The following is a 23494-nucleotide window of genomic DNA, read 5'->3' on the forward strand; positions in this document are numbered from 1 at the left end:
TCACCTTTCTACTGTAATTTTGCCCTGTTTCACGTGAAACAGGCTACATTCTGTAAATAAATCATCAATCCCATTTTCCGTAATGGCACTGATAAATACTTGAGCACTAGACTCTTTGATATGTTTTGCTAACACCGCTTGTTTGTTTTTATCTAACTCTGAACTAAAGTCATCTATTAAAAACACACATTGTTTATGATCGACTGCGTTTAGAAACAAACCTTGTGCTAAACGTAATGCATAAACAAGTAACTTTAATTGTCCTCTTGATAACACATCATCAACAGGTAAATTATTGATTTTTAATTTTAAGTCGGCTTTTTGTGGACCGATGCTTGTGTAGCCTAGCTGCTTATCACGATGAAAATTATCGGATAAATAGTCGGCTAACGACTTGTTATTTTTGTCCCATCCACAAAAGAATTTACTGTCGATAGTAAATTCTGGCAAAAAGTCTGCAATAGTTTGTGTGATTAAAGGCTGCAATTTTGCAAAATAATCAGCCCTCTGAGCGCTTATCTGCTCGCTCAAGACACAAAGTTCATTATCCCATACTTGAAGCTCTTTGTAAGCGTTACATTGCTTTAAAGCGGCATTCCTTTGCTTTAAAAGTCTCTTTATGCGAGCCCAGTTGCTATAAAACATAGGATCATGATAAAAAACGCCCCAATCTAAATATGCACGACGATTTTTAGGACTACCTGAGAGTAAAGTATAGCTTTCAGGGGTAATCAATTGCATCGGAATATATTGGGTTAAAGAGGCTAATTTCTTGACGATTTGACCATCAATTTTCAGGGTAGTTTCACCCCCTTTGGATTTTTGTAGTCCAATGGGGAAAACCCGATCTTGATGGTTAATTTCACTAAAGAGTGTGAAATTATGTTGTTCGTATTGAATCACTCGATTGGTTAAATGGGTGCGAAAAGAGCGCCCTAACCCAAGAAAGTAGATTGCTTCTAAGAGTGAAGATTTACCACTGCCATTATCGCCTATGATCAGGTTTACTTTACTATCAAAAGTGAGGGAAGCAGTATCAATATTGCGGAATTGATTAATGATTAATTTCTGTAACGACATTAATCAATTCCTTTAGTCGGGTAGCAAACAGAAGCGGTTTGTAACATTTTGACTATTGCATAAATGGATAAGATATTATTGACTATAAACGCATTGGCATGAGTACATAAAGTGAGTCATCACTATCTAGCGACTCAATTAAAGCACTATGATCTGATGTGCTAAAAGTGATTTTTACTTGTTCGCTTTTAAGGGTGTTCAATACATCCAATACATAACTTACGTTAAACCCAATCTCTAACTCTGCTGACTGGTAATCGACATCAATATACTCTTCTGCTTCTTCACGCTCAGGGTTGTTGGCAGTAATTTTTAATAGATTTTCCGATAAGGTTAAACGTACCCCACGGAATTTCTCATTTGATAAAATAGCTGCTCGACTAAATGCTTGTTTAAGTGTTTCACGACTAGAGATAAGCTCTTTATCACCATTACGTGGAATAACACGGCGGTAATCAGGGAAACGTCCATCAACAAGCTTAGTGGTAAACACAAAACCATCAATCACGGCACGTAAGTTGTTTTTACCTAATTGAATGGTCACATTCGCTTGGTCTTTATCAAGTAGCTTAACTAATTCCAACACACCTTTACGCGGTACGATCACAGATTGCTCTTCGATAGCCTGGTCAATATTAATGGCGCAAGATGCTAAACGATGCCCATCGGTTGAAACACTACGTAAACTATTACCAGAAACTTCAAAGAACATACCATTTAGATAATAACGTACATCCTGGCTAGCCATTGCAAATTGAGTAAATTCAATAAGTTTTTTAAATTCATTCTGCGGCACAGTTAATTCAATCAGGCTCTGCCAAGATTCGATGTTTGGGAAGTCGACAGAGGGCAAGGTTGATAGTAAGTACCTACTACGCCCAGACCTAACTGTAGCTCGCTCATTTTTCACTTCGAAAGTCACTTCACAAGGATCTGACAAGCCTCGACAAATATCTAAAAGTTTACGTGCAGGTACTGTAATTGCACCTTCTTCTGAAGCTTGCTCTAATGGAATTTGTGCCATTAATTCAACTTCTAAATCAGTACCCGTTAAGTTTAAAAAGTTATCTTTTACTTCAATCAGGATATTACCCATGATCGGTAAAGCTGGACGACCACCTGCTACTGAGCCTACAACGAGTTGTAATGGTCTTAATAAGATTTCACGGGAAATAGTAAACTTCATGAGATAAGCCTTTGTTACATCGATAAGGTGCGAATAAGAATTTTATAATCTTCTTGAATGTCGTTATTTTCACGACGTAACTCATCGACTTTACGACAAGCATGTAAAACAGTTGTATGGTCACGACCACCAAACGCTTCACCAATCTCAGGTAAGCTATGTTGGGTTAACTCTTTAGCAAGTGCCATCGCAATTTGGCGAGGACGAGCAACGGTTCGTGTACGTCGTTTTGATGACATATCAGAGATTTTAATACGGTAATGTTCAGCAACTACTTTTTGGATGTTATCTACAGTCGTTTGCTTAGTATGAACTGCTAACATATCACGTAATGCATCTTGTACTAGTGAGATAGTAATATCTTGACCAGTAAATTGCGCTTTTGCTGAAATATTAGCAATGGCACCTTCTAATACACGTACGTCGGTAATGGTTAAACGCTTAGCAATAAAGAAAGCAACATCATCAGGTAATGTTAAACCACGCTCTTCTGCTTTACTGATTAAGATAGCAACACGCGTTTCTAATTCAGGTGGATCGATTGGAATAGATAAACCCCAACCAAAACGAGTTCGTAGTCGTTCATCAATTCCTTCAATCTCTTTAGGAAAACGGTCACTGGTTAAAATAACTTGCTGATGGCCATCTAACATAGAGTTGAATGTTTGGAATAATACTTCCTGTGAACGCTCTTTACCTGCGAAGAAGTGAATATCATCTATTAATAATGCATCTAGCGATGCGTAATATTCTTTAAACTGCTCAATGGTATTGTTACGAATGGCATTGATCATATCCTGTACAAAACGTTCAGAACGAATGTACACCACTTTGCTTTCTGGATTTTCTGAAACAATCGCATTACCCACCGCATGTAATAAATGCGTTTTACCTAAACCTGGGTGAGCATATAAAAAGAGTGGGTTATAAACACCACCTGGATTTTCTGCAATTTGTTGAGTCGTCGCAATAGCAAAATTATTCGATTTACCTTCAACAAAGTTATCAAAGGTATATTTTTTTATTAAATTACTTTTGTGCGCGATATTTAAAGAAGGTGACTCACCTTCCCAAGGTTGATTGGTATTTTGTACTGGTGCTGCTTTTGCGACTGTCGGATTATTAGTGGCAGCATTTGCTGTACCCACTAATAAACGTATTTTAATGCTGAGATTAGGATCAACTTCATGTGCCAAGGTTTGCAATTTAGTTTCAATGATATCCATGTACTTTTCACGTACCCATTCACTAGTGTATTTATTTGGCGAATATAATGACAAGGTATTATTGTCGTATTCTGCCTGTAAAGGGCGTAACCAAGTACTAAAGTCTCCTGCTGATAGCTCGTCTTTTAATTGTGCTAAACATTCTTGCCAAATAGCCAGGGACATTGTGGAACTCCAGTAGATTCATTAGGGCGGATAATTCTACCGATAAGATCGTCATGATGCTATAAGATCAAGCAACAAAAAGAAAAAAAAGATCCTTGAAATTTATCTCATTCAATGGTTAAAGCATCCACAAGGATATAACTAGGTAACATCAAGGGCACAGAGCTTTATCCACAACATACATATTTAACTATTTACAAATCTTAATTTATAAGATCGCGGAAGATCCTTGCTAATTAGTGTCGCTTATATATAATCGCGCCACCCTAACTTTTGAGTTTGGCTCGTAGTGACTATTTATTTATTTCTTATTTAATTTTGAAAAAAATGAATTTAATCTACCAGAAAGAAGCATCTCTGATTGACTTTTAGTCGATCAATCAATAGAATTCGCTCTCTTTTTAATCGGCTGACGCTTTTGATTAATATTGTTTAGTGACTTTTCGAAGTGATTAAGCACTAACAGATTGAAAAAATTAGCTACTGTACAGTACTTAACAATAAGTGGAAAAGAGCATGAAACGTACTTTTCAACCAAGCAACACAAAGCGTAAGCGTTCACACGGTTTTAGAACTCGTATGGCGACTAAGAACGGTCGTGCCGTATTAGCTCGTCGTCGTGCTAAAGGCCGCGCTAGCTTAAGCGCATAATTTACCAGACGTGGTGAATTATTCGTTTTCTCGGGAGTTACGTCTGTTAACTCCCGAAGATTTTCAACCTGTATTTAAAAATGCTATTCCAGCAGTATCCCCGCATTTAACTCTTCTTGCTAGAAAAAATACTTTTGACCATCCTCGTATTGGTATGGCTATTCCTAAAAAGCATATAAAACTTGCTGTAGGTCGTAATCGTATCCGTCGCATAGTAAGAGATCATTTCCGTCTTCAACAACATGAGCTTCCTAACATCGATATCGTCGTTGTTGCTAAAGCTGGTATTGCTGATTTATCAAATCAAGAACTTCATAAGGTATTGGATAAGTTATGGCGAAAATTAGTGCAGCGTTGCAATGGATAGCAATTAAATTCATTCGTGGTTATCAGCTAGTTATAAGTCCCATTCTTGGACCTCGTTGTCGTTTTACGCCAAGTTGTTCACATTATGCGATAGCAGCCATAAAGAGTCATGGTATGATAAAAGGATGTTGGCTAGCCGCTCGTCGTCTTGTAAAATGCCATCCCTTTAATGAAGGAGGATATGATCCTGTACCTCCTTGTTGCGCAACTAAAAATAAACCTAAACCTTAGAGATCAAATACGTTATGGAATCACAACGCAATTTACTTTTCCTCGCACTTTTGTTTGTTAGCTTTTTGCTATATCAAGCATGGGTTACCGAGCAAAACCCTCAGCCAGTTGCTGCAGCGCAAACGACTGAACAAAGCACTTCACAATCATCAGTACCATCGACTAGTAATCATAGCGCTGATATTCCAGCTTCTTCTGAAGATCACGCTTCAGCTGTCGCACAAGTACCAACACAAGCATCAACTAATGCAACAACTGTATTAGAAAATGACCAATTACGTTTAGAAATTACGTTAGTTGGCGGTGACGTTATTGTCGCAGACCTACTTGACCATGACGACGAGTTAGATTCTGGTGTTCCATTCCGTTTATTAGAAAATGCAAATGGCTTTACCTACATTGCACAAAGTGGATTGATTGGCAAACAAGGTCCAGATGCAAACCCTAAAGGTCGCCCTTACTATAGTACAGCTAACACAGAAAACATCTTAGCAGATGGTGAAGACTCTGTGTCTACAGCGCTACGTTACGTAGACCAAGCTGGTAATGTATTTACTAAAACCTTCACTTTAAAACGTGGTGAATACAACGTAAGTGTTGATTACACCATTGAAAATAAGTCTGATAGTGATGTAAATGTACAGCTATACGGTCAGTTAAAAGAGTCGTTAAAAGAGCACTCTACTAACCTAATGATGCCTGTTTACCGTGGTGGTGCATTCTCTACAGATGATACTAAATACAGCAAATACACATTCGACGATATGGTTGAACGTAACCTAAATCAGAACACTCAAGGTGGTTGGGTAGCGATGCTACAACACTACTTCGTGTCTGCTTGGGTACCTAATGCCGATGATAACAACGTGTTATACACTAATGTTATCCAAAACAAAGATGCAACCATCGGTTTTAAATCACCTATCAAAACGATTGCACCTAACAGCACTGAAAAATACTCTACTAACTTATGGATTGGTCCTAAGTTACAAGATGAAATGTCACATGTTGGTGAAAACCTAGACTTAACGGTTGATTACGGTTGGTTATGGTGGCTTGCACAACCATTATTTAAATTACTGTTATTCTTCCAAGGTATTGTGGGTAACTGGGGTGTTGCAATCATCTTAATTACATTCACTGTAAAAGGTCTTTTATACCCACTGACAAAAGCACAATACACGTCAATGGCTAAAATGCGTTTATTACAACCTAAGATACAAGCATTACGTGAGCGCTACGGAGAAGACCGTCAGAAAGTATCAAAAGCAATGATGGAAATGTACAAAGAAGAGAAAGTAAACCCATTAGGTGGTTGTTTCCCTATCTTATTACAGATGCCTATCTTCATCGCTTTATACTGGTCGTTAATGGAAGCGGTAGAATTACGTCATGCACCATTTATGTTCTGGATCCAAGATTTATCGGTACAAGACCCTTACTACATCCTACCTATCTTAATGGGTGTGAGTATGTTCTTTATCCAAAAAATGTCTCCAGCAACGGTACAAGATCCAATGCAACAGAAGATCATGAAGTTTATGCCTGTGGTATTTACCTTCTTCTTCCTATGGTTCCCAGCTGGTCTAGTACTTTACTGGTTAATGAGTAACATCGTGACACTAGTACAACAAACCGTTATTTATCGTCAATTCGAAAAGAACGGACTAAGTGCTAAGAAATAATTCTAGTATTTAGTAATTGATAAAAGGCGACTATAATAGTCGCCTTTTTTATTGGCTTCACTTTTTAAGTTAGGAACAGAACATGATAAAAGCTACTGATACTATTGTTGCTCAAGCAACTGCGCCAGGGCGTGGTGGTGTGGGCATTGTGCGCGTTTCTGGTCCTGATGCAGAAGCCGTAGCAGAGATTATTTTAGGTAAAAAACCGAAAGTACGTTATGCCGAGTACTTACCTTTCTATGACCAAGATAAACAAGTGTTAGACCAAGGTATTGCGTTACTCTTTAAAGGTCCTAACTCCTTTACCGGTGAAGATGTACTTGAACTACAAGGTCATGGTGGCCCTGTGGTGATGGATATGTTGATCAAAGCTATCCTGACCATTAAAAACTTGCGCAGCGCTAATCCAGGTGAGTTCTCTGAACGTGCATTTATGAATGATAAGCTCGATTTAGCACAAGCTGAGGCAATTGCTGATTTAATTGAAGCAAGTTCTGAGCAAGCAGCTAAAAGCGCACTGCACTCGTTACAGGGTGAGTTTTCTCATAAAATTAATGACCTCGTTGAAAGCTTGATTTACTTACGTATTTACGTTGAAGCTTCCATTGATTTCCCTGAAGAGGAAGTAGACTTTTTAAGTGACGGTAAAATTGCCAAAGACTTATATCAGATTATTGATAACCTCAATGCAGTAAAAGAACAGGCCAAACAAGGTGCTATTTTGCGTGATGGCATGAAAGTGGTGATTGCAGGCCGCCCTAATGCCGGAAAATCAAGCTTACTTAATACGTTAGTCGGTAAAGAAAGCGCGATTGTAACCGATATTGCAGGCACCACACGCGATGTTATGCGCGAACATATCCATATTGATGGTATGCCTTTGCATATTATTGATACCGCTGGCTTACGTGAAGGGGCCGATGAAGTCGAACGTATTGGTATTGAACGGGCTTGGACAGAAATAAAAAATGCTGATCGTATTTTATTTATGCTAGATGCAACTACTACCGATGCCGAAGATCCACATGATATTTGGCCTGATTTTATTGAAAAATTACCGGCAGATGTTGGCTTAACTGTGGTACGTAATAAGGCTGATTTAACCGGTGAATCATTGCAAATGACTGAGCATGATAACCACCCTGTTTACCGAATTTCAGCTAAAACAGGCTCAGGTGTTGAAGCATTAAAACAACATTTAAAAGATATAATGGGCTATCAAGGTAATGTTGAAGGTGGTTTTATGGCACGTCGTCGTCACTTGCAAGCGATTGATCAAGCTGAGAAACATCTTTTAGAAGGTAAGGTTCAATTAGAAGAGTATAAAGCCGGTGAGTTACTTGCTGAAGAGTTACGTCTCACGCAGCAACACCTCAGTGAAATCACTGGAGAGTTTACCTCTGATGACTTATTAGGACGTATATTTTCTAGCTTCTGTATTGGTAAATAAAGTTATTATTTTCTATTCTATATTAAGCCGCTGTATTGCGGTTTTTTTGTTTCAACTCTACTATCGTAACGCTTATAAAATAAATTGAACTTTTTTAAAATGTAATATATCCGCAATATTTTTGTCATATTCAATCCCTAGACTGCTTCTCCGTAAACAGCAATAAGCTGCAAAACAAAAATTTTATTCTTTAAATATTATTTTAAATTAAACACGGATGAATCATGAAAAAAACACTATTAGCAACAGCAATTTTAGCGGGTCTTGTTTCTGCAACGGCTCAATCTGCAACTGTATATGATCAAGACGGTACAACACTTAAAATTGGTGGTCGTGCTGAAGTACGTGCTGAGTTTAAAGAGACTGGTGATGGTTCTGTTGTCGATAAAAGCCGTGCTCGCATTAACTTTGGCGGCAAAACTCAAATTACTGACAACCTAACTGGTTTTGGTTTCATGGAATACCAAATCGAACCTGGTGAAACAGTTGATAACCGTTACTTGTTTGCTGGTTTTGGTACATCAATTGGTGATTTCTCTTACGGTCGCCAAGATACTGCTAACGTACAAGTTTCTGATATGACAGATATTGCTTCTGTTCACTCTGGTTACCAACAAGTATTTGATGCTTCATCTGATAAAGAAAACACAACTTTCTTATATTCAGGTACATTTGCTGATTCAGTAACAGTGCAAGCTAACTTCACAGGTTCTGATGAAGATGATCAAGATTCTGTTGCTATCTCTGCTCTTTACTCTAGTGACTTCGGTTTAGACCTAGGTATCGCACATACAGATGCACAAACAGATGAAACGCAAACTACGTTAGCGGCTGCTTACTCTGTTGGTGGTTTCTACGGTGCAGCTTCATACGCAACGGGTGATGCATTCAACGACGCAGACGAAATCTCTGACATGACCTCTATCGAGATTGCATTACAATACAAATTGACTAAGCAATTCCGTATGATCGGTATGATTGTTCAACAAGAGATTGACGATGTAGATACTGAAGACTTTTACGCTGTTGAAGGTCAATACCGTTTCAACAAATCAATCCGTACTTACGTAACTTACCAATTTAATCAAATTGATGATGCAGAAGACTCTTTAGTAGCGGGTATCCGTTACAACTTCTAATCAAACCATTCGTTCGGTTTTAAAATAAAATCCTGGGTATTTACCTGGGATTTTTTGTTTGCGCTTATTATTCATCACCTTTTTAGCTGCTAATTAACCACTCTCCACCAGCGAATAGTTGTCTTTTTATACTGTCATCCCTTTTGGTCTAGTAAATGCCCCATTCAGTGTTTTTAATTTGTGAGAGATCGACCATTGCCTATAGAGGTTATTGCATTATTTAAACTTAGTTTAATGCGCTTTAATCTGATTTATTTTAGATTAAGTTATTGTTATTTAATGGTTTGTTTGTTTCTTGTTCTTCTCTGTAAGATAAAATCGTATTTTAAACACCATTATTCATTAGGAAAAGGTCGTATTATTTATCTCGCAAAGGGGAAATGCTTTACAGGATGTAAACAATGACCCGATGTATTGCTAGGATGGCAATTAGGACCTCTCAGGATGAGAGTTTATAAAACAGGATGTTTTATAATTAGGGAAAGCAGGACACTTCAGGATGAAGTTATTAGTGACTACTAGGATTGTGGTTATTAAGCCAGGATGGCAAAGAAGGACACCTCCTAAGGAAAGGGAGATGACGGGTAAACAGGATGTTTATCTAATAAGGATATAAACAAGGATGAGCCCAAAGGATTTGGGAAGTGGACGCCTAGTATGGCATTAGTCAAAAGGATGTAACGCAGGGAGCATCAACTATCACGGACTAGATAGATAAGACTAAAATAAGGGCAGCTTCGGCTGCCCTTTCCTGTTTCTGTAACATTCAAAATTCCAATCGAATAAACTTCAATGCTCAAATACCTATTATTTTCTCTGTAATTGATGCTTTAAACTTGCTTCTAGTAACTCATATTGAAAGGTAAACCCAGCCTCTAATAGCTTAGTTGGACGTACATTAGTACTTGAAAGCAATAACGCCTTACCCATTTCAGCAAACAACAATTCAACCATAAATGCTGGTAAGGGTAAGATACAAGGCCGGTTTAATATATTGGCTAAAATCACAGAGAAATTACGGTTAGTTACTGGGTTAGGGGAAACGAGGTTAACTGGGCCTGATAACTCCGCATTACGCATAATAAATAAAATAGCATTAACCTGATCGGTTAAGTCTATCCAACTCATGATTTGCTTACCTTGCCCTATTTTACCTCCTACACCCATCCTAAAAGCAGGTAGCATTTTAGCTAATGCACCCTCTTGTTTATCTAATACAATGCCAGTACGTAAGTTAACTACCCTAGTCTTATTGGTGTTGACTTTATGGCTGGTTTGCTCCCATTGCGCTGCTAATTGGCTAACAAATTCATCTCCCTGTGACGAACTCTCATCAACAGGTTGTTGGCCACTATTACCATAAAAACCAATGGCAGAAGCACAAATAAACAAACTCGGTGGTGTCTCGCTGTTATTAATGAAATCAACGATCAATTGTGTTGACTGAATGCGACTATCGGTTATTTTCTGTTTAACTGTTTCAGTCCAACGTGCATTAGCTATGTTTTCACCAGCTAAGTGAATTATGATGTCCGGTTGAGGCGCTGAGTTGAGGTATATCTCTTGTTGGTCAATCAACCAATAAGGTTCTGTTTCACTGACAGTACGTTGTAATTTATAAACTTGGTATCCCTGTGAGGTTAATAAAGGCACTAAAGATCGACCGATTAACCCTGTTGCCCCAGTAATCAATACTTTTTGTTTTGTTTCAGCTTGTTGACTCATTAATGCCCCTTAATGTTATTAGGATTAGATACGAGACTAATGTTAAAATAGATCTTTATGTTTTAGATGGCCCCTATTTATGCTGTTAATGATTGATAATTATGATTCCTTTACTTACAACTTAGTTCAGTACTTCGGAGAACTAAAGCAACAAGTAGTAATAAAGCGAAACGATCAAATTAACTTACAAGAGATCGCAGATTTAAAGCCGGATCATATCGTTATTTCACCTGGGCCTTGTACACCTAATGAAGCGGGTGTGTCTTTAGCTACAATAGAGCGTTTTGCAGGGGAAATTCCAATCTTAGGGGTTTGCCTTGGCCATCAAAGTATCGCTCAAGTCTTTGGAGCAAAAGTCGTACGAGCTAATAAAGTGATGCACGGCAAAAATTCTTTAATCGAACACGATAATCGCGGTGTATTTACCGGATTAGCGAACCCATTAAATGTAACTCGTTACCATAGTTTGATTGTGCAGGAAGATACTTTACCTAATTGCTTTGATATTTCAGCCAGAGTGATAGAAAGCCAAGAAATAATGGCGATTCGTCATAAACATATGGCATTAGAAGGGGTACAATTTCATCCTGAAAGTATCCGCTCTGAACAAGGACTGACGCTCCTTAATAATTTTATTGAGCAATCTATTGGATTGTTAAAATAAGTGCGTATATTAAGCTTTTAAACCCCTATTTTATGACTGTTTCAACTTATTAAAGGAATGCTTTATGTCAAACACTCACATCACCCGTCCGTTATTTGATCAAATTATGGTGCCAAACTATGCTCCGTTAGAAATGATCCCTGTGCGCGGTGAAGGTTCTCGAGTGTGGGACCAACAAGATAATGAGTTCCTTGATTTGACTGGTGGTATCGCTGTTAATGCTTTAGGTCACGCACATCCTGAATTAGTGACGGCATTAACTGAGCAAGCGCAAAAGTTATGGCATGTTAGTAATATCTACACGAATGAACCAGCGTTAAGCTTGGCACAAAAATTAGTGGATAATACCTTTGCAGAAAAAGTGTTTTTTGCAAATTCTGGTGCGGAAGCTAATGAAGCGGCGTTAAAACTTGCACGTCGTGTTGCTTTTGATCAAGCAGGAACAGATAAAACTGAAATTATCGCTTTCTATCAAGGTTTTCATGGGCGTACTTTCTTTACCGTGACAGCTGGTGGACAATCTGCTTACTCTGATGGTTTTGGTCCAAAACCAGCGGATATTACCCACCTTGAATACAATGATTTAGCGGCGCTTGAAAAAGCAATATCAGATAAAACCTGTGCGGTGATTTTAGAGCCATTACAAGGTGAAGGTGGTGTGTTACCTATTTCACCTGAATTTGCACAAGGTGTGCGTGCGTTATGTGATAAACACAATGCCTTGATGATTTTTGATGAAGTACAAACAGGTATGGGCAGAACAGGTGAATTGTTTGCTTATATGGCATTAGGTATTACACCTGATATCGTGACTTCTGCAAAAGCATTAGGTGCGGGTTTTCCAATTGCGGCAATGTTGACAAAAAGTCACCTAGCTGAGCACTTTAAAGTAGGCACACACGGCACTACATTTGGTGGTAACCCTTTAGCTTGTGCAGTAGCAGGTAAAGCATTCGATTTAATTAACACCCCAGAAATGTTGGAGGGTGTTAAGCGTAAAGAACAGCTTATCCGTCAGCACTTACAGGAAATCAACCAAGAGTTTTCTGTGTTTAAAGAGGTTCGTGGTGCGGGTTTGTTGTTAGGTGCCGTGTTAAATGAACAATATCAAGACCAGGCAAAAACCTTTTTCTTAGGGGCGGCTGAACAAGGTCTATTAATCTTAGTCGCAGGAGCTAACGTATTACGTTTTGCACCTGCCTTGAATATTTCAGATGAGCTAATCGAACAAGCAATGCTGAAACTGAAACAAGCTATACAAATTATCGTTAATAAAGATGCATAAGAGCGAGGTCTGTTATTAATGTTTTATTGTTAATAACACTTTGTTTTAATTAGATTTAAAAATTGGGAGCTCATACAATGAGACGCGAACTAGCAATAGAATTTTCTCGAGTAACAGAAGCAGCTGCATTAGCTGGATACAAATGGTTAGGCCGAGGTGATAAAAACACGGCAGATGGTGCAGCTGTAGAAGCAATGCGCTTGATCTTCAACCAAATTGATATCGATGGCGAAATCGTTATTGGTGAAGGCGAGATTGATGAAGCACCTATGTTATACATTGGTGAGCATGTAGGTACAGGGACTGGTGATGCTGTGGATATCGCCGTTGACCCAATCGAAGGTACGCGCATGACGGCTATGGGCCAATCTAACGCTCTAGCTGTATTAGCAGTAGGTGAAAAAGGCAGTTTCTTACGTGCACCTGATATGTACATGGAAAAACTAATTGTTGGTCCAAATGCTAAAGATGCTATCGACTTAGAACGCTCTCTTGAGCAAAACCTAAAAGCCATCGCTTTTGCATTAGGTAAATCTCTTTCGGAGTTAACGGTTGCAACATTAGCTAAACCTCGCCATGACCGTATCATTAAAGATATGCAAGGCATGGGTATTCGTGTATTTGCGATTCCAGATGGTGACGTTGCTATCTCCGTGTTAGCTTGTATGCCTGATAACCAAGTAGATGTACTGTACTGTATTGGCGGTGCACCAGAGGGGGTTATCTCGGCTGCAGTTGTACGTGCATTAGACGGTAACATGCAAGCGCGTTTGATTCCTCGTCCAATGGTGAAAGAGCCATCGGAAGAGAACATTAAAATCGGTAAAGAAGAAGTCGCTCGTTGTGAAGCTGCTGGCATTGAAGTAAATAAAGTATTAAAACTAGAAGACCTAGTGAAAAACGATAACGTTATCTTCTCTGCAACTGGTATTACTAAAGGTGACTTAGTAGAAGGCGTATCAATTGATGGTCGTCTAGCGACTACCGAGACACTATTAGTACGTGGTAAGTCGCGTACAGTACGTCGTATTAAGTCTACGCATTACCTAGACCGTAAAGATCCAAATTTAAAAGATATTATTCTTTAAACCTATTGGACTTTAGAGACGGAAAAGGCGCTATTAGCGCCTTTTTTATTACCTTCTATTTACGTAACTGAACTTGGCTAACCTGATGATTGATGGATTTTTTCAGGATTAAATTTGCCCTATCTCGTGTTGGGCGGATATTTTCTTCTAAGTTTACCCCGTTAATCTCATCCCAAATTTTTGATGCTATTCCGACGGCTTCTCGTTTACTCATTTTCGAATAACTATGAAAATAAGCATTAGGATCAGTGAAAGCACCCTCTCTAAACTTCAAAAAACGTTGAATATACCAGGTTTTTAATAGGTCAGTTTCAGCATCAACAAAAATAGAAAAATCTACAAAATCAGAAACAAAGGTACGGTGTGATTGATCACCTTCAGTTGAGGCTGCTGTTTGTAATACATTTAGCCCTTCTAGTATCACAATATCTGGCTGCTCAATCTGCAAGGATTGGTCAGTCATAATGTCATAGGTTAAATGTGAGTAAACAGGTGCAGTCACCTTCTTTTGACCGGACTTTATTGCAGAAACAAAGTCGATCAAGGCTTTAATATCAAAACTTTCAGGAAAGCCTTTCTTATGCATTAAATTACGCGCGACAAGCTCTTTATTCGGACGTAAGAAACCATCTGTTGTTACTAAGGCAACCTTAGGATGTTCCGGCCAGCGTGACAATAATGCTTGTAGGATACGTGCAGAAGTACTTTTACCTACGGCAACACTGCCCGCAATACCAATGATATAAGGGACTTTCTCGTTATGAGAGTTAAGGAATTTATCACGTACCGTATGACGATATTGTCGTGCACCTACGTATAAATTAAGTAAACGCGACAAAGGCAGGTAAATATCAATCACTTCCTGCATGGATAAGGATTCATTAATCCCCTGTAATTGCTTTATATCTTGTTCAGACAAGGTTAGCTTTACATTGTCGCGTAACTCAGCCCATTCATCGCGTTTGAACTGTATGTAAGCGCTATGGCGGTTCTCTGGGTCAAACGCTGAATGACTATTCATTGTCGAGCTGCGCTTCTTCTAGGTAAATTGAGCGACTATTACCGATTGGGTCATCTGCATAAAGGTGATATTGGCCAGCCGGTTTAATTAATAATTCAAATAGATTAACCAAAGCTTCTTGTGACTCTTCAATATTCACTTGTTCATGAAGGCGTTTGCGTGCAGTTTCGAAGTTACTTTTTACCCAGCAGCTGTAATCATATAAATCGAGGTAGGATTCTTGTAATAGATACACCCCTTCGATCAGGATTATATCGATATTATTAAAATGGTAATCAACGGTACGAGGTGACTCTGCGTCATCTAAGTTAACAGAGGTTTTAATGCTCCCAAAAAGTTTAAGCGGTAGAATTAACTCTTCAAACATCTCATCAAAGCGATAAGCATTAAGGTAATACTCTTCAGGGCTGTTCATTATATTAAAGCGAACGTCTTTGCTGGCTTCCCAGTCATCGGTATGAATTACGGCTACATTTAGCCCATCCAACCTTAAAGCGGCTGCAATTTTTTCGGTTAGTTCACGTTTACCACTACCCTCAATCCCACTAATAGCAACGATCTGTGCCTTAGTCGACTCTTTGTTGTTGTGTAATTCTTTAATCGCACTTTTCATTTGTGCTGAATTATTAAACATGGTTTTCAACGGTCATCTCCCCTTTTGGACGCCGCTATTATGCCATAAAAATGAAAAAAGCCACTAATGTGGCTTTTTATTTTAAATTGGGTTTTTTACAGCAGGCGTTTAGTCTGTTTTTTTAGTTAAAAACTTAACTAATTCAACGAACTCTTTAGTGCTTTTAACTGAACCAGTATTTACTTTGTATTTACCGTTCACAATCAGTGTTGGTACGCCACGAACTTTGAATGTTTCAGTATTACGTTTCATTTGAGCTGCCATACCGTTTACTGGGAAGCTCGCTAAAGCGCCCTGTGCTTCTTTTTCAGATACACCTGCTTTAGCAAAGATATCAAGGATGTCTTGTTCATTGTTGATTGCTTTACGTTGTACGTGGATTTGATCGAAGATAATGCTAGTCACTTCTTCTTTTACACCCAGAATGTCTGCAGCAGCATAAGCTTTTGTCACTTCATCGGCCATTGCGCCGCCTAAGAAGTTTACGTGGCTCTTTTTAACTGTCACGTCATCTGGTAACTCTTGTTCAAGGTTTTTCATCAGTGGTTCAAACTTGAAGCAATGTGGGCAATAGAAAGAGAAAAACTCTAAAACTTCAGGTTTATCAGTAGCCGTTTGTTTAATAACGTCATAGTGAGTGCCTTCTTCAAAATCTGCAGCTTGTACGCTTAATGGCAGTAAAAACAAACCGATTAATAGAGCAAAAACCTTTTTCATTATGTGATCCTTTATTATCATTGTTGTGATTTTATGATGTAAAAATTAATAGTGTGGCTGAAGCATCAGAGGAGCTTCATCTAATAATACTAACTGTTGTTGTAACGATTGTAACCACTCTTTCCAATATTGTTCTGTTATAAACCATGGAAAGTTGCTTGAAAATGCAGGATCTTGCCAACGGTTATGTATCCAAGCTGCGTAATTGATCATACGCAGAGTGCGTAAGACCTCTATGTAGGCTAATTGTTCCGGTTCAAACTCATATTCTTCTTGATAACCTTCTAAAATCATAGATATTTGTAATAATTGCTCATTTCGGTCACCATTTAATAACATCCAGATGTCTTGTATTGCAGGCCCCATTTTACAATCATCGAAATCTACCCAGTACGGCTGCCCTTCTTTTAATAATATATTGCTAGCATGTGCATCTCCGTGGATGGCGATCATGTTTGCTTTAGGCAATTTCTTGGTGGTGATTTTGTAATATAAGGATTGTAAGGTTTCAAACACCTGAGAATGAATGCTGTCAGGGATATGTTCACAGCTTTTTAACTGTTCAATGGCTGTCTGAATGGTCTCGTTGACCTGCAAACTTGGACGTGCTTTAAATTGATGCTGCGCACCTGCTTTATGTAACTTACCTAGTGCAATACCTACTTCATATAAGCTGTCCACGTCATCAACAGCAAGGGTGCGTGCAGATAGATTCTCGAATAATGCAAAATAATACCCTGCAAAAGAGTGTAAGGTTTTACCTTCAATATTTAATGGTGATGAAAGTTGTAAGTCTGCTTCGCTCAAATATTGGCAAAAAGCATGATCTTCTAATAATTGCTGTTCGCTCCAGCGTTCAGGTCGATAAAACTTCACTACATAGCGTTGTTGATGCTCATCGGTGAAAGAAAAGACTCTATTTTCGTAAGAATTAAGCGCTAACAAGCCTGTATCTGGGTAAATACCAATACTGGCAAGTGCATCTAGTTGGCACTCAGGCGTTAATTGTTGATAGCTTGTATTTGACATTCTATTTCTCCAATAAAAAAGGCGCTGCCAATGTATTAGCGCGCCCCTGTAAAATATTTATTTTGTTATACGTAAAATGTTAATACGGTCTATATAAGATAACAAATTCATGAGTGATTGATAGGGCTGAACGGAAATAATTTACTGAGTTTTGGAATGGCTTCGAGAAAGGGGTTAGTTATTTTTTGAGGAAGATAAAAGTACTCAAATATTGAGTACTTTTATCTAGGGAAAACCTTATAGCGTTTCAGTACAACCTTTAGCTGTCATTACTGGTGTTGCTATCTCTTTAGCTGTGTCGTAACTTGTTTGCATTTTTTCTGTTGCTGTTGCAGTACTAATACCTGCCGTTGTTAACAGGCTAGAGCCATTTTCTACACTAGTCATTTTAGCTTCGTAATCAACAAAAGTTTGTTTGATCTCTGCACAAGTTAAACTTGGAAAATTAGTTTCTAAAAGGTTATTGGTTAAGCTAGCTACAGTGCTTGATGTGCTTGTTGAAGTACTCTCTGTTGTATCCGTATTTGTCGCTTGGCAACCAGCAAGTAATACACCACCTAATAAGATTAACGCTGTTTTTTTCATTTTCAATCCATTTGTTATTGATAGATAAACCAGTGTATTTTTTTATACAAAAACAATCAATCCATAACGCCTATCAAAGTGATAATGAATATCATTTGCGATAAAAGGGGTGGACTGCTATCTTTGGCTTACTTATTAAACTAATTGGGTAGGCGGATTGTATGTTAAGAACTTTATTTGTTGTACTGATACTTATTTTTCAGGCCCAAGCAGGGTATGCAGCATCGAATGACAGATTTAAAGTGGTGACCACTTTTACTGTAATAGCTGATATGGCGAAAAATGTTGCAGGTGATGCAGCCATTGTCGAATCTATTACTAAAGCTAATGCAGAAATCCATAATTATCAAGCGACACCTGGAGATTTACGTCGAGCACAGGGCGCAGATATGATCCTTTATAACGGATTAAACCTAGAACTATGGTTCGATAAATTTTTTAATAATTTAAAAGGTGTGCCAAGAGTGATCGTTTCTGACGGTATTAAACCAATGGGGATCACCCAAGGGGCTTATTCAGGTAAACCGAATCCTCACGCTTGGATGTCAGAACCTAATGCATTGATTTATATTGATAATATTAGAGCTGCATTAGTAGAACATGATCCAAGCCATGCAACAACCTACAACACCAACGCAAAAAAATACAGTGAACAGATTGTTGCAGCAGTAGCGCCTTTCAAAGCCAAAATTGCGGCAGTGCCAGAGCAACAACGTTGGTTAGTAACCAGTGAAGGTGCATTCAGTTACTTAGCCCGAGATTATGGTTTAAAAGAGTTATATTTATGGCCTATGAATTCAGATGCACAGGGCACTCCACAACAAGTTAGAGCGGTAATCGATACCGTACGTTCAAATAATATTAATGCAGTGTTTAGTGAAAGTACGGTATCCGCTAAACCTGCACAACAGGTAGCAAGAGAAACAGGTGCGCTATACGCGGGTGTGCTTTATGTTGATTCTTTGAGTAATGCAGATGGTCCTGTCCCTACTTATATTGACTTGTTAACGACGACCTTGAGTCGAATTGCAGCGGGGGTAAATCAAGATGCTAAATAAACAAACAACAAACGAAATAAAAGTCAATGATATTACAGTGACTTACCGAAATGGCTTTACCGCTATTCATGATGCCAGTTTTACTTTACCTAAAGGCTCTATTACAGCTTTAGTAGGTATTAACGGCAGCGGTAAATCAACTATCTTTAAATCCATTATGGGGTTAGTTAGTTTAAAAACTGGCTCAGTAAACATTTTAGGATTAACAGTAAAACAAGCACTAAAAAGCAACATTGTCGCTTATGTACCTCAATCAGAAGAGATTGATTGGGATTTCCCTATCTTAGTGGAAGATGTGGTGATGATGGGACGTTACGGGCATATGAATATGTTGCGTATGAGTTCAGCCAAAGACCGTGAAATGGTTGATCAAGCGTTACGCCGTGTGAATATGCAAGACTACCGTCACCGTCAAATTGGCGAATTATCGGGTGGTCAGAAAAAACGTATCTTCTTAGCACGTGCATTAGCACAGGAGAGTCAGGTCATTTTACTCGATGAACCTTTTACTGGTGTTGATGTAAAAACTGAAGAGCACATTATGCAATTACTAAAAGTATTGCGTGAAGAGGGTAAAGTGATTTTAGTCTCAACGCATAACCTAGGGAGCATTCCTGAATTTTGCGATAGAACCGTTTTTATTAATCGAACTGTATTAGATGAAGGTCCAACTGAGAGGGTATTCACACCCGATAATATACAAAAAGCCTTTGGTGGTGCGCTACGTCACTTTGTTTTAAGTGGTGACTTATTGCATAACGATGATGATAAACGCCAAGTTACTGTGATCAGTGACGATGAGCGTCCAGTTGTTCTTTACGGAGAGCAACATACTAATACCGTGCTTAATCAGCAGTAGGAGGGGAAATGTTAGAATATTTATTAGAACCCTTTAGCTACGATTACATGGTTAATGCGATTTTTGTGAGTGCGCTGGTGGGCGGTGTTTGTGCCTTTTTAGCCGTGTACTTGATGTTAAAGGGGTGGTCACTGATTGGTGATGCGCTTTCACATTCCATTGTACCTGGTGTCGCAGGAGCTTACATGTTGGGGTTGCCATTTGCAGTTGGCGCGTTTTTTTCAGGTGGTTTAGCGGCAACAGTGATGTTGTTTCTAAACCAAGCCTCTAGATTAAAAGAAGATGCCATTATCGGTATTATTTTCACCTCATTTTTTGGTTTGGGGTTGTTCATGGTCTCTTTGAGTCCAACGTCAGTAAATATTCAAACCATAGTCATGGGTAATATTTTGGCAATCACACCTTACGATACATTGCAGTTAGTGATCATTAGTATGGTTACCTTAGTTGTATTAACGGTGAAGTGGCGTGATTTTATGGTGCTGTTTTTTGATGAACAGCATGCAAGAAGCATTGGTTTAAATGCTAATGCCTTAAAAATTATCTTTTTCACCTTATTGAGTGCATCAACGGTTGCGGCGTTACAAACAGTAGGGGCTTTTCTAGTGATTGCGATGGTAGTGATCCCCGGTGCGACAGCTTATTTACTAAGTGATAAATTTAGTAATGTTATTTTTATCAGTATTAGCGTCGGTACATTGAGCTCATTAATTGGGGCCTACCTCAGTTACTTCATTAACGGAGCAACAGGCGGAATTATTGTTCTATTACAAACCTTTATATTCTTATCTGCTTTCTTCTTCTCGCCTAAATATGGCTTGATCAGTAATAGAAAAAAGCAACGCGCATTAACCGTTAAACAAGGAGAATTACATGACAGCACTATTTGAAAATTTAACTTCTCCATTTGTTTTTGATTTCATGCGACAAGCATTTGTGATGGTACTTATTTTAGCGGTACCGACGGCAATACTGTCTTGCTTTTTAGTTTTAAAAGGGTGGTCATTGATGGGAGATGCTATCTCTCACTCTGTTTTACCAGGTATCGTGATCGCTTACGTGTTGGCTATTCCTTTTGCTGTTGGTGCTTTTGTTGCAGGTATCAGCTGTGCTGTTTTTACAGGATTCATTAAAGAACATAGTCGCCTAAAAGAAGATACAGTGATGGGGATTGTCTTCTCTGCGATGTTTGCTTTGGGTCTGTTATTAATCACTAAAATAGAAACAGATGTTCACCTTGACCAAATATTGTATGGCGATCTATTAGGTAGTAGCTGGAACGGCATTATGGAAGTGGCGATCGTGAGTTTAGTAGTGTGTACTTTCTTGTTTGTACAAGGCAAAAACCTATTGTTATATGTGTTTGATAAACAGCATGCACAGGCGATAGGGTTATCTGTTAGATTTTTGCATTACGCTTTGTTATCAGTGTTATCGATTACTATTGTGTTTGCGTTAAAGTCGGTGGGTATGATTTTAGTGATTGCTATGTTAATCACTCCAGGCGCGATTGCTTTTTTATTAACTCGTAACTTTTACAAGATGTTAGTGATCAGTGTCGGTGTGTCATGTAGTTGTGCTGTATTGGGTATCTACCTAAGCTTCTTCATTGATAGTGCACCAGCACCAACTATTATTATGTTGCTTGCAGCATTATTTATTGGCGTGTTCACTTACAGCAGCTTAAAAGTTAAAAAACTTACTCAGCAAAGGGTTAAACACGAAAAAAAACATTCAGCTAAAGGAGCATGGTTAGGTTACCCATGCCGTCTTCGGACTCATTGTTGACAAACTAAAGCAGGGCATCTATAGCACGCTAGTAGGTGCTCTGCTTAAATTGATGATTACTTAAATCATAGATAAAACCTGCTCCAGCAAGACGCTCCTTTAACAGTGATTTATCCATTTCGTAAGTTGCACATAGGTCATCTAATGTTTTTTGCTCATTTCTTAATTTCATATTAACAATGCTTAGTAACATATTAACATCCATTGTTTTATAGCTCTCTAACATAGTGCTCTCCCTGTTTAGTGATTACCCAAACTACATTAAATTAGCTAACTTCTTTTAATGTATCGGTATTATAATAAACCTCTTGCCTTTAATAATGCACTTTGAAAGTCATCTTCGCAATCTTTTGCAATCCCTGGAATCATTTCGTCTTTCTCTGTTTGGTCCATTTTTAAGTGATAAATGATCACTTCATCAGTTAGTTGACTGATGGGACCATCAAAACCTGACTCACTAGCGATACGTTCTAATAGTGCTAATAAATCCAGATCTTGGTGTTTTAACCAGTAGGGTTTGATTAGCTCTAACATCTCATTAATACGGTGACTTTGCATATATTAGTATCCTTTTAAATAGTACTTATTACCTGTACACAGCGAGATAATTGCTAACTTAATCAAAAGCGAGGTATATCTTTCCATCCTCATTAAAGTCTTGTTGATTAATTAGCTCTTCAGCGAGATCTTCAATATCAAAACGAGCATTATCAAAGCGTGTTAAGGCAGACTTTTCATTCGCCTGTGCATCACTGTCGTTTTGCTGATCAAGCGAACTTAATGCAATCCATGAGATAACACACTGTATTAAGCGTCCTTGGCATTGAGCTTGAAACTCTACTTGCTGTAAATCAGAGTTATAGTATTCGTTATCAGAAAATATAATGCTTTGATTCATATTAAGTTAACCAGCTAAATTATGACGTAATTCGTTTAATACTTGTTTTGCACCGGGTTTTACACCACGCCACAGTGCAAAGCTTTCTGCTGCTTGCCCAACTAACATACCTAAACCATCAATAGTTAAACGTGCGCCACTATCCTTTGCCCACGCATTAAATGCCGTGACCTGAGCGTTATAGGTCATGTCATAGATAGCAGTTTCAGGGTTAATTAAGTCACTGGAAATAGCAGGTAAACTGCCATGTAACCCTGCAGAGGTTGAATTGATAATAAGATCAAAAGGCCCTTGTAATTGATCAAAAGGTTGCGCATCAATACTGCCTAGTTGTTCAAAAATAGACACTAAATTTTGTGCTTTTTCAAAGGTACGGTTAGCGATCGTTAACTGTGCAGGGTTCTCTGCTAGTAAAGAACTACATACACCACGAGCAGCACCACCAGCTCCTAACAATAAGATACGAGCCCCAGCGAGGTCGACATGATTATTTTTTAAATCTAAAACTAAACCTGCCCCATCAGTATTATCACCAATGATTAAGCCGTCATCGGTTTTTTTCAAGGTATTTACAGCACCTGCTAAACGTGCGCGGTCTGTTAATGATTGTGCAAACTGAAAAGCTTCCTCTTTGAAAGGAGCGGTAATATTGCAGCCTTTAGCGTTATCATTGAAAAAGCGTTGTACAGATGCAGTAAATCCATCAACAGGCGCCTCAACAATGCCATAGGTCATCTTTTGCTGAGTTTGACTAGCAAATAGGGTATGAATAAAAGGTGATTTGCTATGTTTAATAGGATTGCCAAAAACAGCGTACTGATCCATGTTATCTCCAATTTCAATAAGTTTAGTCTGCCTTTAATTTAGCATGTCTGGTTTATACAGGGTATCTCAGTGAGATAATTATTTTTTAGTGTTCTATTATTAAATTCTCCTATTAAAAAATCACTGTTTGTTTTGTTAA

Annotated in this window: 26 protein-coding genes; 13 read left to right on the forward strand and 13 right to left on the reverse strand. The window is 38.4% G+C overall.

What is annotated here, in order from left to right; translation table 11 throughout:
* From recF to dnaA, 3 genes are all read right to left on the reverse strand, one after another.
* Complete coding sequence (gene recF, locus DS885_RS11720) at positions 1-1080, reverse strand: DNA replication/repair protein RecF (RefSeq protein ID WP_113819616.1); 1080 nt, start codon at positions 1078-1080, stop codon at positions 1-3.
* An 82-nt stretch (positions 1081-1162) separates the two neighbouring features.
* Positions 1163-2266, reverse strand: coding sequence for a DNA polymerase III subunit beta (dnaN, locus tag DS885_RS11725; RefSeq protein ID WP_113819617.1), 1104 nt, complete (start codon positions 2264-2266; stop codon positions 1163-1165).
* Positions 2267-2280: 14 nt separating this feature from the next.
* Complete coding sequence (dnaA, locus tag DS885_RS11730; protein ID WP_113819618.1) at positions 2281-3657, reverse strand: chromosomal replication initiator protein DnaA; 1377 nt, start codon at positions 3655-3657, stop codon at positions 2281-2283.
* Between the two features lie 516 nt (positions 3658-4173).
* On the opposite strand from dnaA, the gene rpmH reads away from it, so the two are divergent.
* The 6 genes from rpmH to DS885_RS11760 all read left to right on the forward strand — a co-directional run bounded on the left by rpmH (position 4174) and on the right by DS885_RS11760 (position 9179).
* Positions 4174-4308, forward strand: a complete 135-nt coding sequence (gene rpmH / locus DS885_RS11735; protein WP_084605455.1) for a 50S ribosomal protein L34 — start codon at positions 4174-4176, stop codon at positions 4306-4308.
* A 10-nt stretch (positions 4309-4318) separates the two neighbouring features.
* Positions 4319-4675 carry a ribonuclease P protein component gene (gene rnpA, locus DS885_RS11740; protein WP_113819619.1) on the forward strand — a complete coding sequence of 119 codons (357 nt, stop codon included), beginning with the start codon at positions 4319-4321 and terminating at the stop codon, positions 4673-4675.
* Positions 4642-4905, forward strand: a complete 264-nt coding sequence (gene yidD / locus DS885_RS11745; protein WP_113819718.1) for a membrane protein insertion efficiency factor YidD — start codon at positions 4642-4644, stop codon at positions 4903-4905. The genes rnpA and yidD overlap by 34 nt, the downstream gene beginning before the upstream one ends.
* A gap of 14 nt (positions 4906-4919) precedes the next feature.
* Complete coding sequence (gene yidC, locus DS885_RS11750; protein ID WP_113819620.1) at positions 4920-6590, forward strand: membrane protein insertase YidC; 1671 nt, start codon at positions 4920-4922, stop codon at positions 6588-6590.
* Between the two features lie 82 nt (positions 6591-6672).
* On the forward strand, positions 6673-8040 hold the full coding sequence (mnmE, locus tag DS885_RS11755; RefSeq protein WP_113819621.1) for a tRNA uridine-5-carboxymethylaminomethyl(34) synthesis GTPase MnmE: 1368 nt from the start codon (positions 6673-6675) through the stop codon (positions 8038-8040).
* Between the two features lie 224 nt (positions 8041-8264).
* Positions 8265-9179, forward strand: a complete 915-nt coding sequence (locus DS885_RS11760; protein ID WP_113819622.1) for a porin — start codon at positions 8265-8267, stop codon at positions 9177-9179.
* An 807-nt stretch (positions 9180-9986) separates the two neighbouring features.
* Here DS885_RS11760 and DS885_RS11765 read toward each other — a convergent pair.
* Positions 9987-10904, reverse strand: coding sequence for a TIGR01777 family oxidoreductase (locus tag DS885_RS11765; protein ID WP_113819623.1), 918 nt, complete (start codon positions 10902-10904; stop codon positions 9987-9989).
* Positions 10905-10983: 79 nt separating this feature from the next.
* Here DS885_RS11765 and DS885_RS11770 point away from each other — a divergent pair, with 79 nt between their 5' ends.
* The 3 genes from DS885_RS11770 to glpX all read left to right on the forward strand — a co-directional run bounded on the left by DS885_RS11770 (position 10984) and on the right by glpX (position 13941).
* A complete protein-coding gene (locus tag DS885_RS11770; protein WP_113819624.1) occupies positions 10984-11568 on the forward strand; it encodes an anthranilate synthase component II in 585 nt (194 codons plus the stop codon).
* Positions 11569-11632: 64 nt separating this feature from the next.
* A complete protein-coding gene (locus DS885_RS11775; protein WP_113819625.1) occupies positions 11633-12853 on the forward strand; it encodes an aspartate aminotransferase family protein in 1221 nt (406 codons plus the stop codon).
* Positions 12854-12930: 77 nt separating this feature from the next.
* A complete protein-coding gene (gene glpX / locus DS885_RS11780) occupies positions 12931-13941 on the forward strand; it encodes a class II fructose-bisphosphatase (RefSeq protein ID WP_113819626.1) in 1011 nt (336 codons plus the stop codon).
* A 55-nt stretch (positions 13942-13996) separates the two neighbouring features.
* On the opposite strand, the gene coaA is transcribed toward glpX, so the two are convergent.
* The 5 genes from coaA to DS885_RS11805 all read right to left on the reverse strand — a co-directional run bounded on the left by coaA (position 13997) and on the right by DS885_RS11805 (position 17927).
* Entirely contained in the window at positions 13997-14962 is a 966-nt protein-coding gene (gene coaA / locus DS885_RS11785; RefSeq protein WP_113819627.1) for a type I pantothenate kinase, read from the reverse strand.
* A complete protein-coding gene (locus tag DS885_RS11790; RefSeq protein ID WP_258546904.1) occupies positions 14955-15596 on the reverse strand; it encodes a uridine kinase family protein in 642 nt (213 codons plus the stop codon). Before DS885_RS11790 ends, coaA begins: the two co-directional genes overlap by 8 nt.
* A 108-nt stretch (positions 15597-15704) precedes the next feature.
* Positions 15705-16313 carry a thiol:disulfide interchange protein DsbA/DsbL gene (locus tag DS885_RS11795; protein WP_113819629.1) on the reverse strand — a complete coding sequence of 203 codons (609 nt, stop codon included), beginning with the start codon at positions 16311-16313 and terminating at the stop codon, positions 15705-15707.
* Between the two features lie 45 nt (positions 16314-16358).
* Positions 16359-17342: a serine/threonine protein kinase gene (locus DS885_RS11800; RefSeq protein WP_113819630.1), complete on the reverse strand. Its 984-nt coding sequence runs from the start codon at positions 17340-17342 to the stop codon at positions 16359-16361.
* A gap of 237 nt (positions 17343-17579) precedes the next feature.
* Entirely contained in the window at positions 17580-17927 is a 348-nt protein-coding gene (locus DS885_RS11805) for a hypothetical protein (protein ID WP_113819631.1), read from the reverse strand.
* 161 nt (positions 17928-18088) lie between these two features.
* On the opposite strand from DS885_RS11805, the gene DS885_RS11810 reads away from it, so the two are divergent.
* Genes DS885_RS11810 through DS885_RS11825 form a run of 4 tightly spaced genes read left to right on the forward strand, consistent with a single transcriptional unit; the run spans position 18089 to position 21632 of the window.
* A complete protein-coding gene (locus tag DS885_RS11810; protein WP_113819632.1) occupies positions 18089-18985 on the forward strand; it encodes a metal ABC transporter substrate-binding protein in 897 nt (298 codons plus the stop codon).
* Positions 18975-19844, forward strand: coding sequence for a manganese/iron ABC transporter ATP-binding protein (locus DS885_RS11815; RefSeq protein ID WP_113819633.1), 870 nt, complete (start codon positions 18975-18977; stop codon positions 19842-19844). The genes DS885_RS11810 and DS885_RS11815 overlap by 11 nt, the downstream gene beginning before the upstream one ends.
* 8 nt (positions 19845-19852) lie before the next feature.
* Positions 19853-20734, forward strand: coding sequence for a metal ABC transporter permease (locus DS885_RS11820; protein WP_113819634.1), 882 nt, complete (start codon positions 19853-19855; stop codon positions 20732-20734).
* Positions 20718-21632 (forward strand): metal ABC transporter permease, encoded by a 915-nt coding sequence (locus tag DS885_RS11825; protein ID WP_113819635.1) that lies wholly within the window; start codon positions 20718-20720, stop codon positions 21630-21632. Before DS885_RS11820 ends, DS885_RS11825 begins: the two co-directional genes overlap by 17 nt.
* Before the next feature lie 28 nt (positions 21633-21660).
* Here the strand turns inward: DS885_RS11825 and DS885_RS11830 are convergent, their stop codons facing one another.
* From DS885_RS11830 to aroE, 4 genes are all read right to left on the reverse strand, one after another.
* Positions 21661-21858, reverse strand: coding sequence for a DUF4250 domain-containing protein (locus tag DS885_RS11830; RefSeq protein WP_113819636.1), 198 nt, complete (start codon positions 21856-21858; stop codon positions 21661-21663).
* 68 nt (positions 21859-21926) lie between these two features.
* Positions 21927-22190: a YihD family protein gene (locus DS885_RS11835; protein WP_113819637.1), complete on the reverse strand. Its 264-nt coding sequence runs from the start codon at positions 22188-22190 to the stop codon at positions 21927-21929.
* A gap of 58 nt (positions 22191-22248) precedes the next feature.
* Positions 22249-22530: a DUF1488 domain-containing protein gene (locus tag DS885_RS11840; protein WP_113819638.1), complete on the reverse strand. Its 282-nt coding sequence runs from the start codon at positions 22528-22530 to the stop codon at positions 22249-22251.
* A 6-nt stretch (positions 22531-22536) separates the two neighbouring features.
* Positions 22537-23355: a shikimate dehydrogenase gene (gene aroE / locus DS885_RS11845; protein WP_113819639.1), complete on the reverse strand. Its 819-nt coding sequence runs from the start codon at positions 23353-23355 to the stop codon at positions 22537-22539.
* Positions 23356-23494: the final 139 nt, after the last annotated feature.

This window comes from Psychromonas sp. B3M02 (genome assembly GCF_003318165.1).
Lineage (GTDB): Bacteria > Pseudomonadota > Gammaproteobacteria > Enterobacterales > Psychromonadaceae > Psychromonas.

Excerpts from the sequence above, each read along its gene's own strand:
- DS885_RS11805 (WP_113819631.1), bottom strand. The coding sequence starts at position 17,927 with ATGAAAAAAACAGCGTTAATCTTATTAGGTGGTGTATTACTTGCTGGT.
- DS885_RS11775 (WP_113819625.1), top strand. The coding sequence starts at position 11,633 with ATGTCAAACACTCACATCACCCGTCCGTTATTTGATCAAATTATGGTG.
- DS885_RS11765 (WP_113819623.1), bottom strand. The coding sequence starts at position 10,904 with ATGAGTCAACAAGCTGAAACAAAACAAAAAGTATTGATTACTGGGGCA.
- aroE (WP_113819639.1), bottom strand. The coding sequence starts at position 23,355 with ATGGATCAGTACGCTGTTTTTGGCAATCCTATTAAACATAGCAAATCA.
- yidC (WP_113819620.1), top strand. The coding sequence starts at position 4,920 with ATGGAATCACAACGCAATTTACTTTTCCTCGCACTTTTGTTTGTTAGC.
- DS885_RS11800 (WP_113819630.1), bottom strand. The coding sequence starts at position 17,342 with ATGTCAAATACAAGCTATCAACAATTAACGCCTGAGTGCCAACTAGAT.
- DS885_RS11825 (WP_113819635.1), top strand. The coding sequence starts at position 20,718 with ATGACAGCACTATTTGAAAATTTAACTTCTCCATTTGTTTTTGATTTC.
- recF (WP_113819616.1), bottom strand. The coding sequence starts at position 1,080 with ATGTCGTTACAGAAATTAATCATTAATCAATTCCGCAATATTGATACT.
- coaA (WP_113819627.1), bottom strand. The coding sequence starts at position 14,962 with ATGAATAGTCATTCAGCGTTTGACCCAGAGAACCGCCATAGCGCTTAC.
- glpX (WP_113819626.1), top strand. The coding sequence starts at position 12,931 with ATGAGACGCGAACTAGCAATAGAATTTTCTCGAGTAACAGAAGCAGCT.
- dnaN (WP_113819617.1), bottom strand. The coding sequence starts at position 2,266 with ATGAAGTTTACTATTTCCCGTGAAATCTTATTAAGACCATTACAACTC.
- DS885_RS11810 (WP_113819632.1), top strand. The coding sequence starts at position 18,089 with ATGTTAAGAACTTTATTTGTTGTACTGATACTTATTTTTCAGGCCCAA.
- DS885_RS11835 (WP_113819637.1), bottom strand. The coding sequence starts at position 22,190 with ATGCAAAGTCACCGTATTAATGAGATGTTAGAGCTAATCAAACCCTAC.
- yidD (WP_113819718.1), top strand. The coding sequence starts at position 4,642 with ATGGCGAAAATTAGTGCAGCGTTGCAATGGATAGCAATTAAATTCATT.
- DS885_RS11830 (WP_113819636.1), bottom strand. The coding sequence starts at position 21,858 with ATGTTAGAGAGCTATAAAACAATGGATGTTAATATGTTACTAAGCATT.
- DS885_RS11795 (WP_113819629.1), bottom strand. The coding sequence starts at position 16,313 with ATGAAAAAGGTTTTTGCTCTATTAATCGGTTTGTTTTTACTGCCATTA.
- DS885_RS11820 (WP_113819634.1), top strand. The coding sequence starts at position 19,853 with ATGTTAGAATATTTATTAGAACCCTTTAGCTACGATTACATGGTTAAT.
- DS885_RS11790 (WP_258546904.1), bottom strand. The coding sequence starts at position 15,596 with ATGTTTAATAATTCAGCACAAATGAAAAGTGCGATTAAAGAATTACAC.
- DS885_RS11840 (WP_113819638.1), bottom strand. The coding sequence starts at position 22,530 with ATGAATCAAAGCATTATATTTTCTGATAACGAATACTATAACTCTGAT.
- DS885_RS11770 (WP_113819624.1), top strand. The coding sequence starts at position 10,984 with ATGCTGTTAATGATTGATAATTATGATTCCTTTACTTACAACTTAGTT.
- rpmH (WP_084605455.1), top strand. The coding sequence starts at position 4,174 with ATGAAACGTACTTTTCAACCAAGCAACACAAAGCGTAAGCGTTCACAC.
- DS885_RS11760 (WP_113819622.1), top strand. The coding sequence starts at position 8,265 with ATGAAAAAAACACTATTAGCAACAGCAATTTTAGCGGGTCTTGTTTCT.
- dnaA (WP_113819618.1), bottom strand. The coding sequence starts at position 3,657 with ATGTCCCTGGCTATTTGGCAAGAATGTTTAGCACAATTAAAAGACGAG.
- mnmE (WP_113819621.1), top strand. The coding sequence starts at position 6,673 with ATGATAAAAGCTACTGATACTATTGTTGCTCAAGCAACTGCGCCAGGG.
- DS885_RS11815 (WP_113819633.1), top strand. The coding sequence starts at position 18,975 with ATGCTAAATAAACAAACAACAAACGAAATAAAAGTCAATGATATTACA.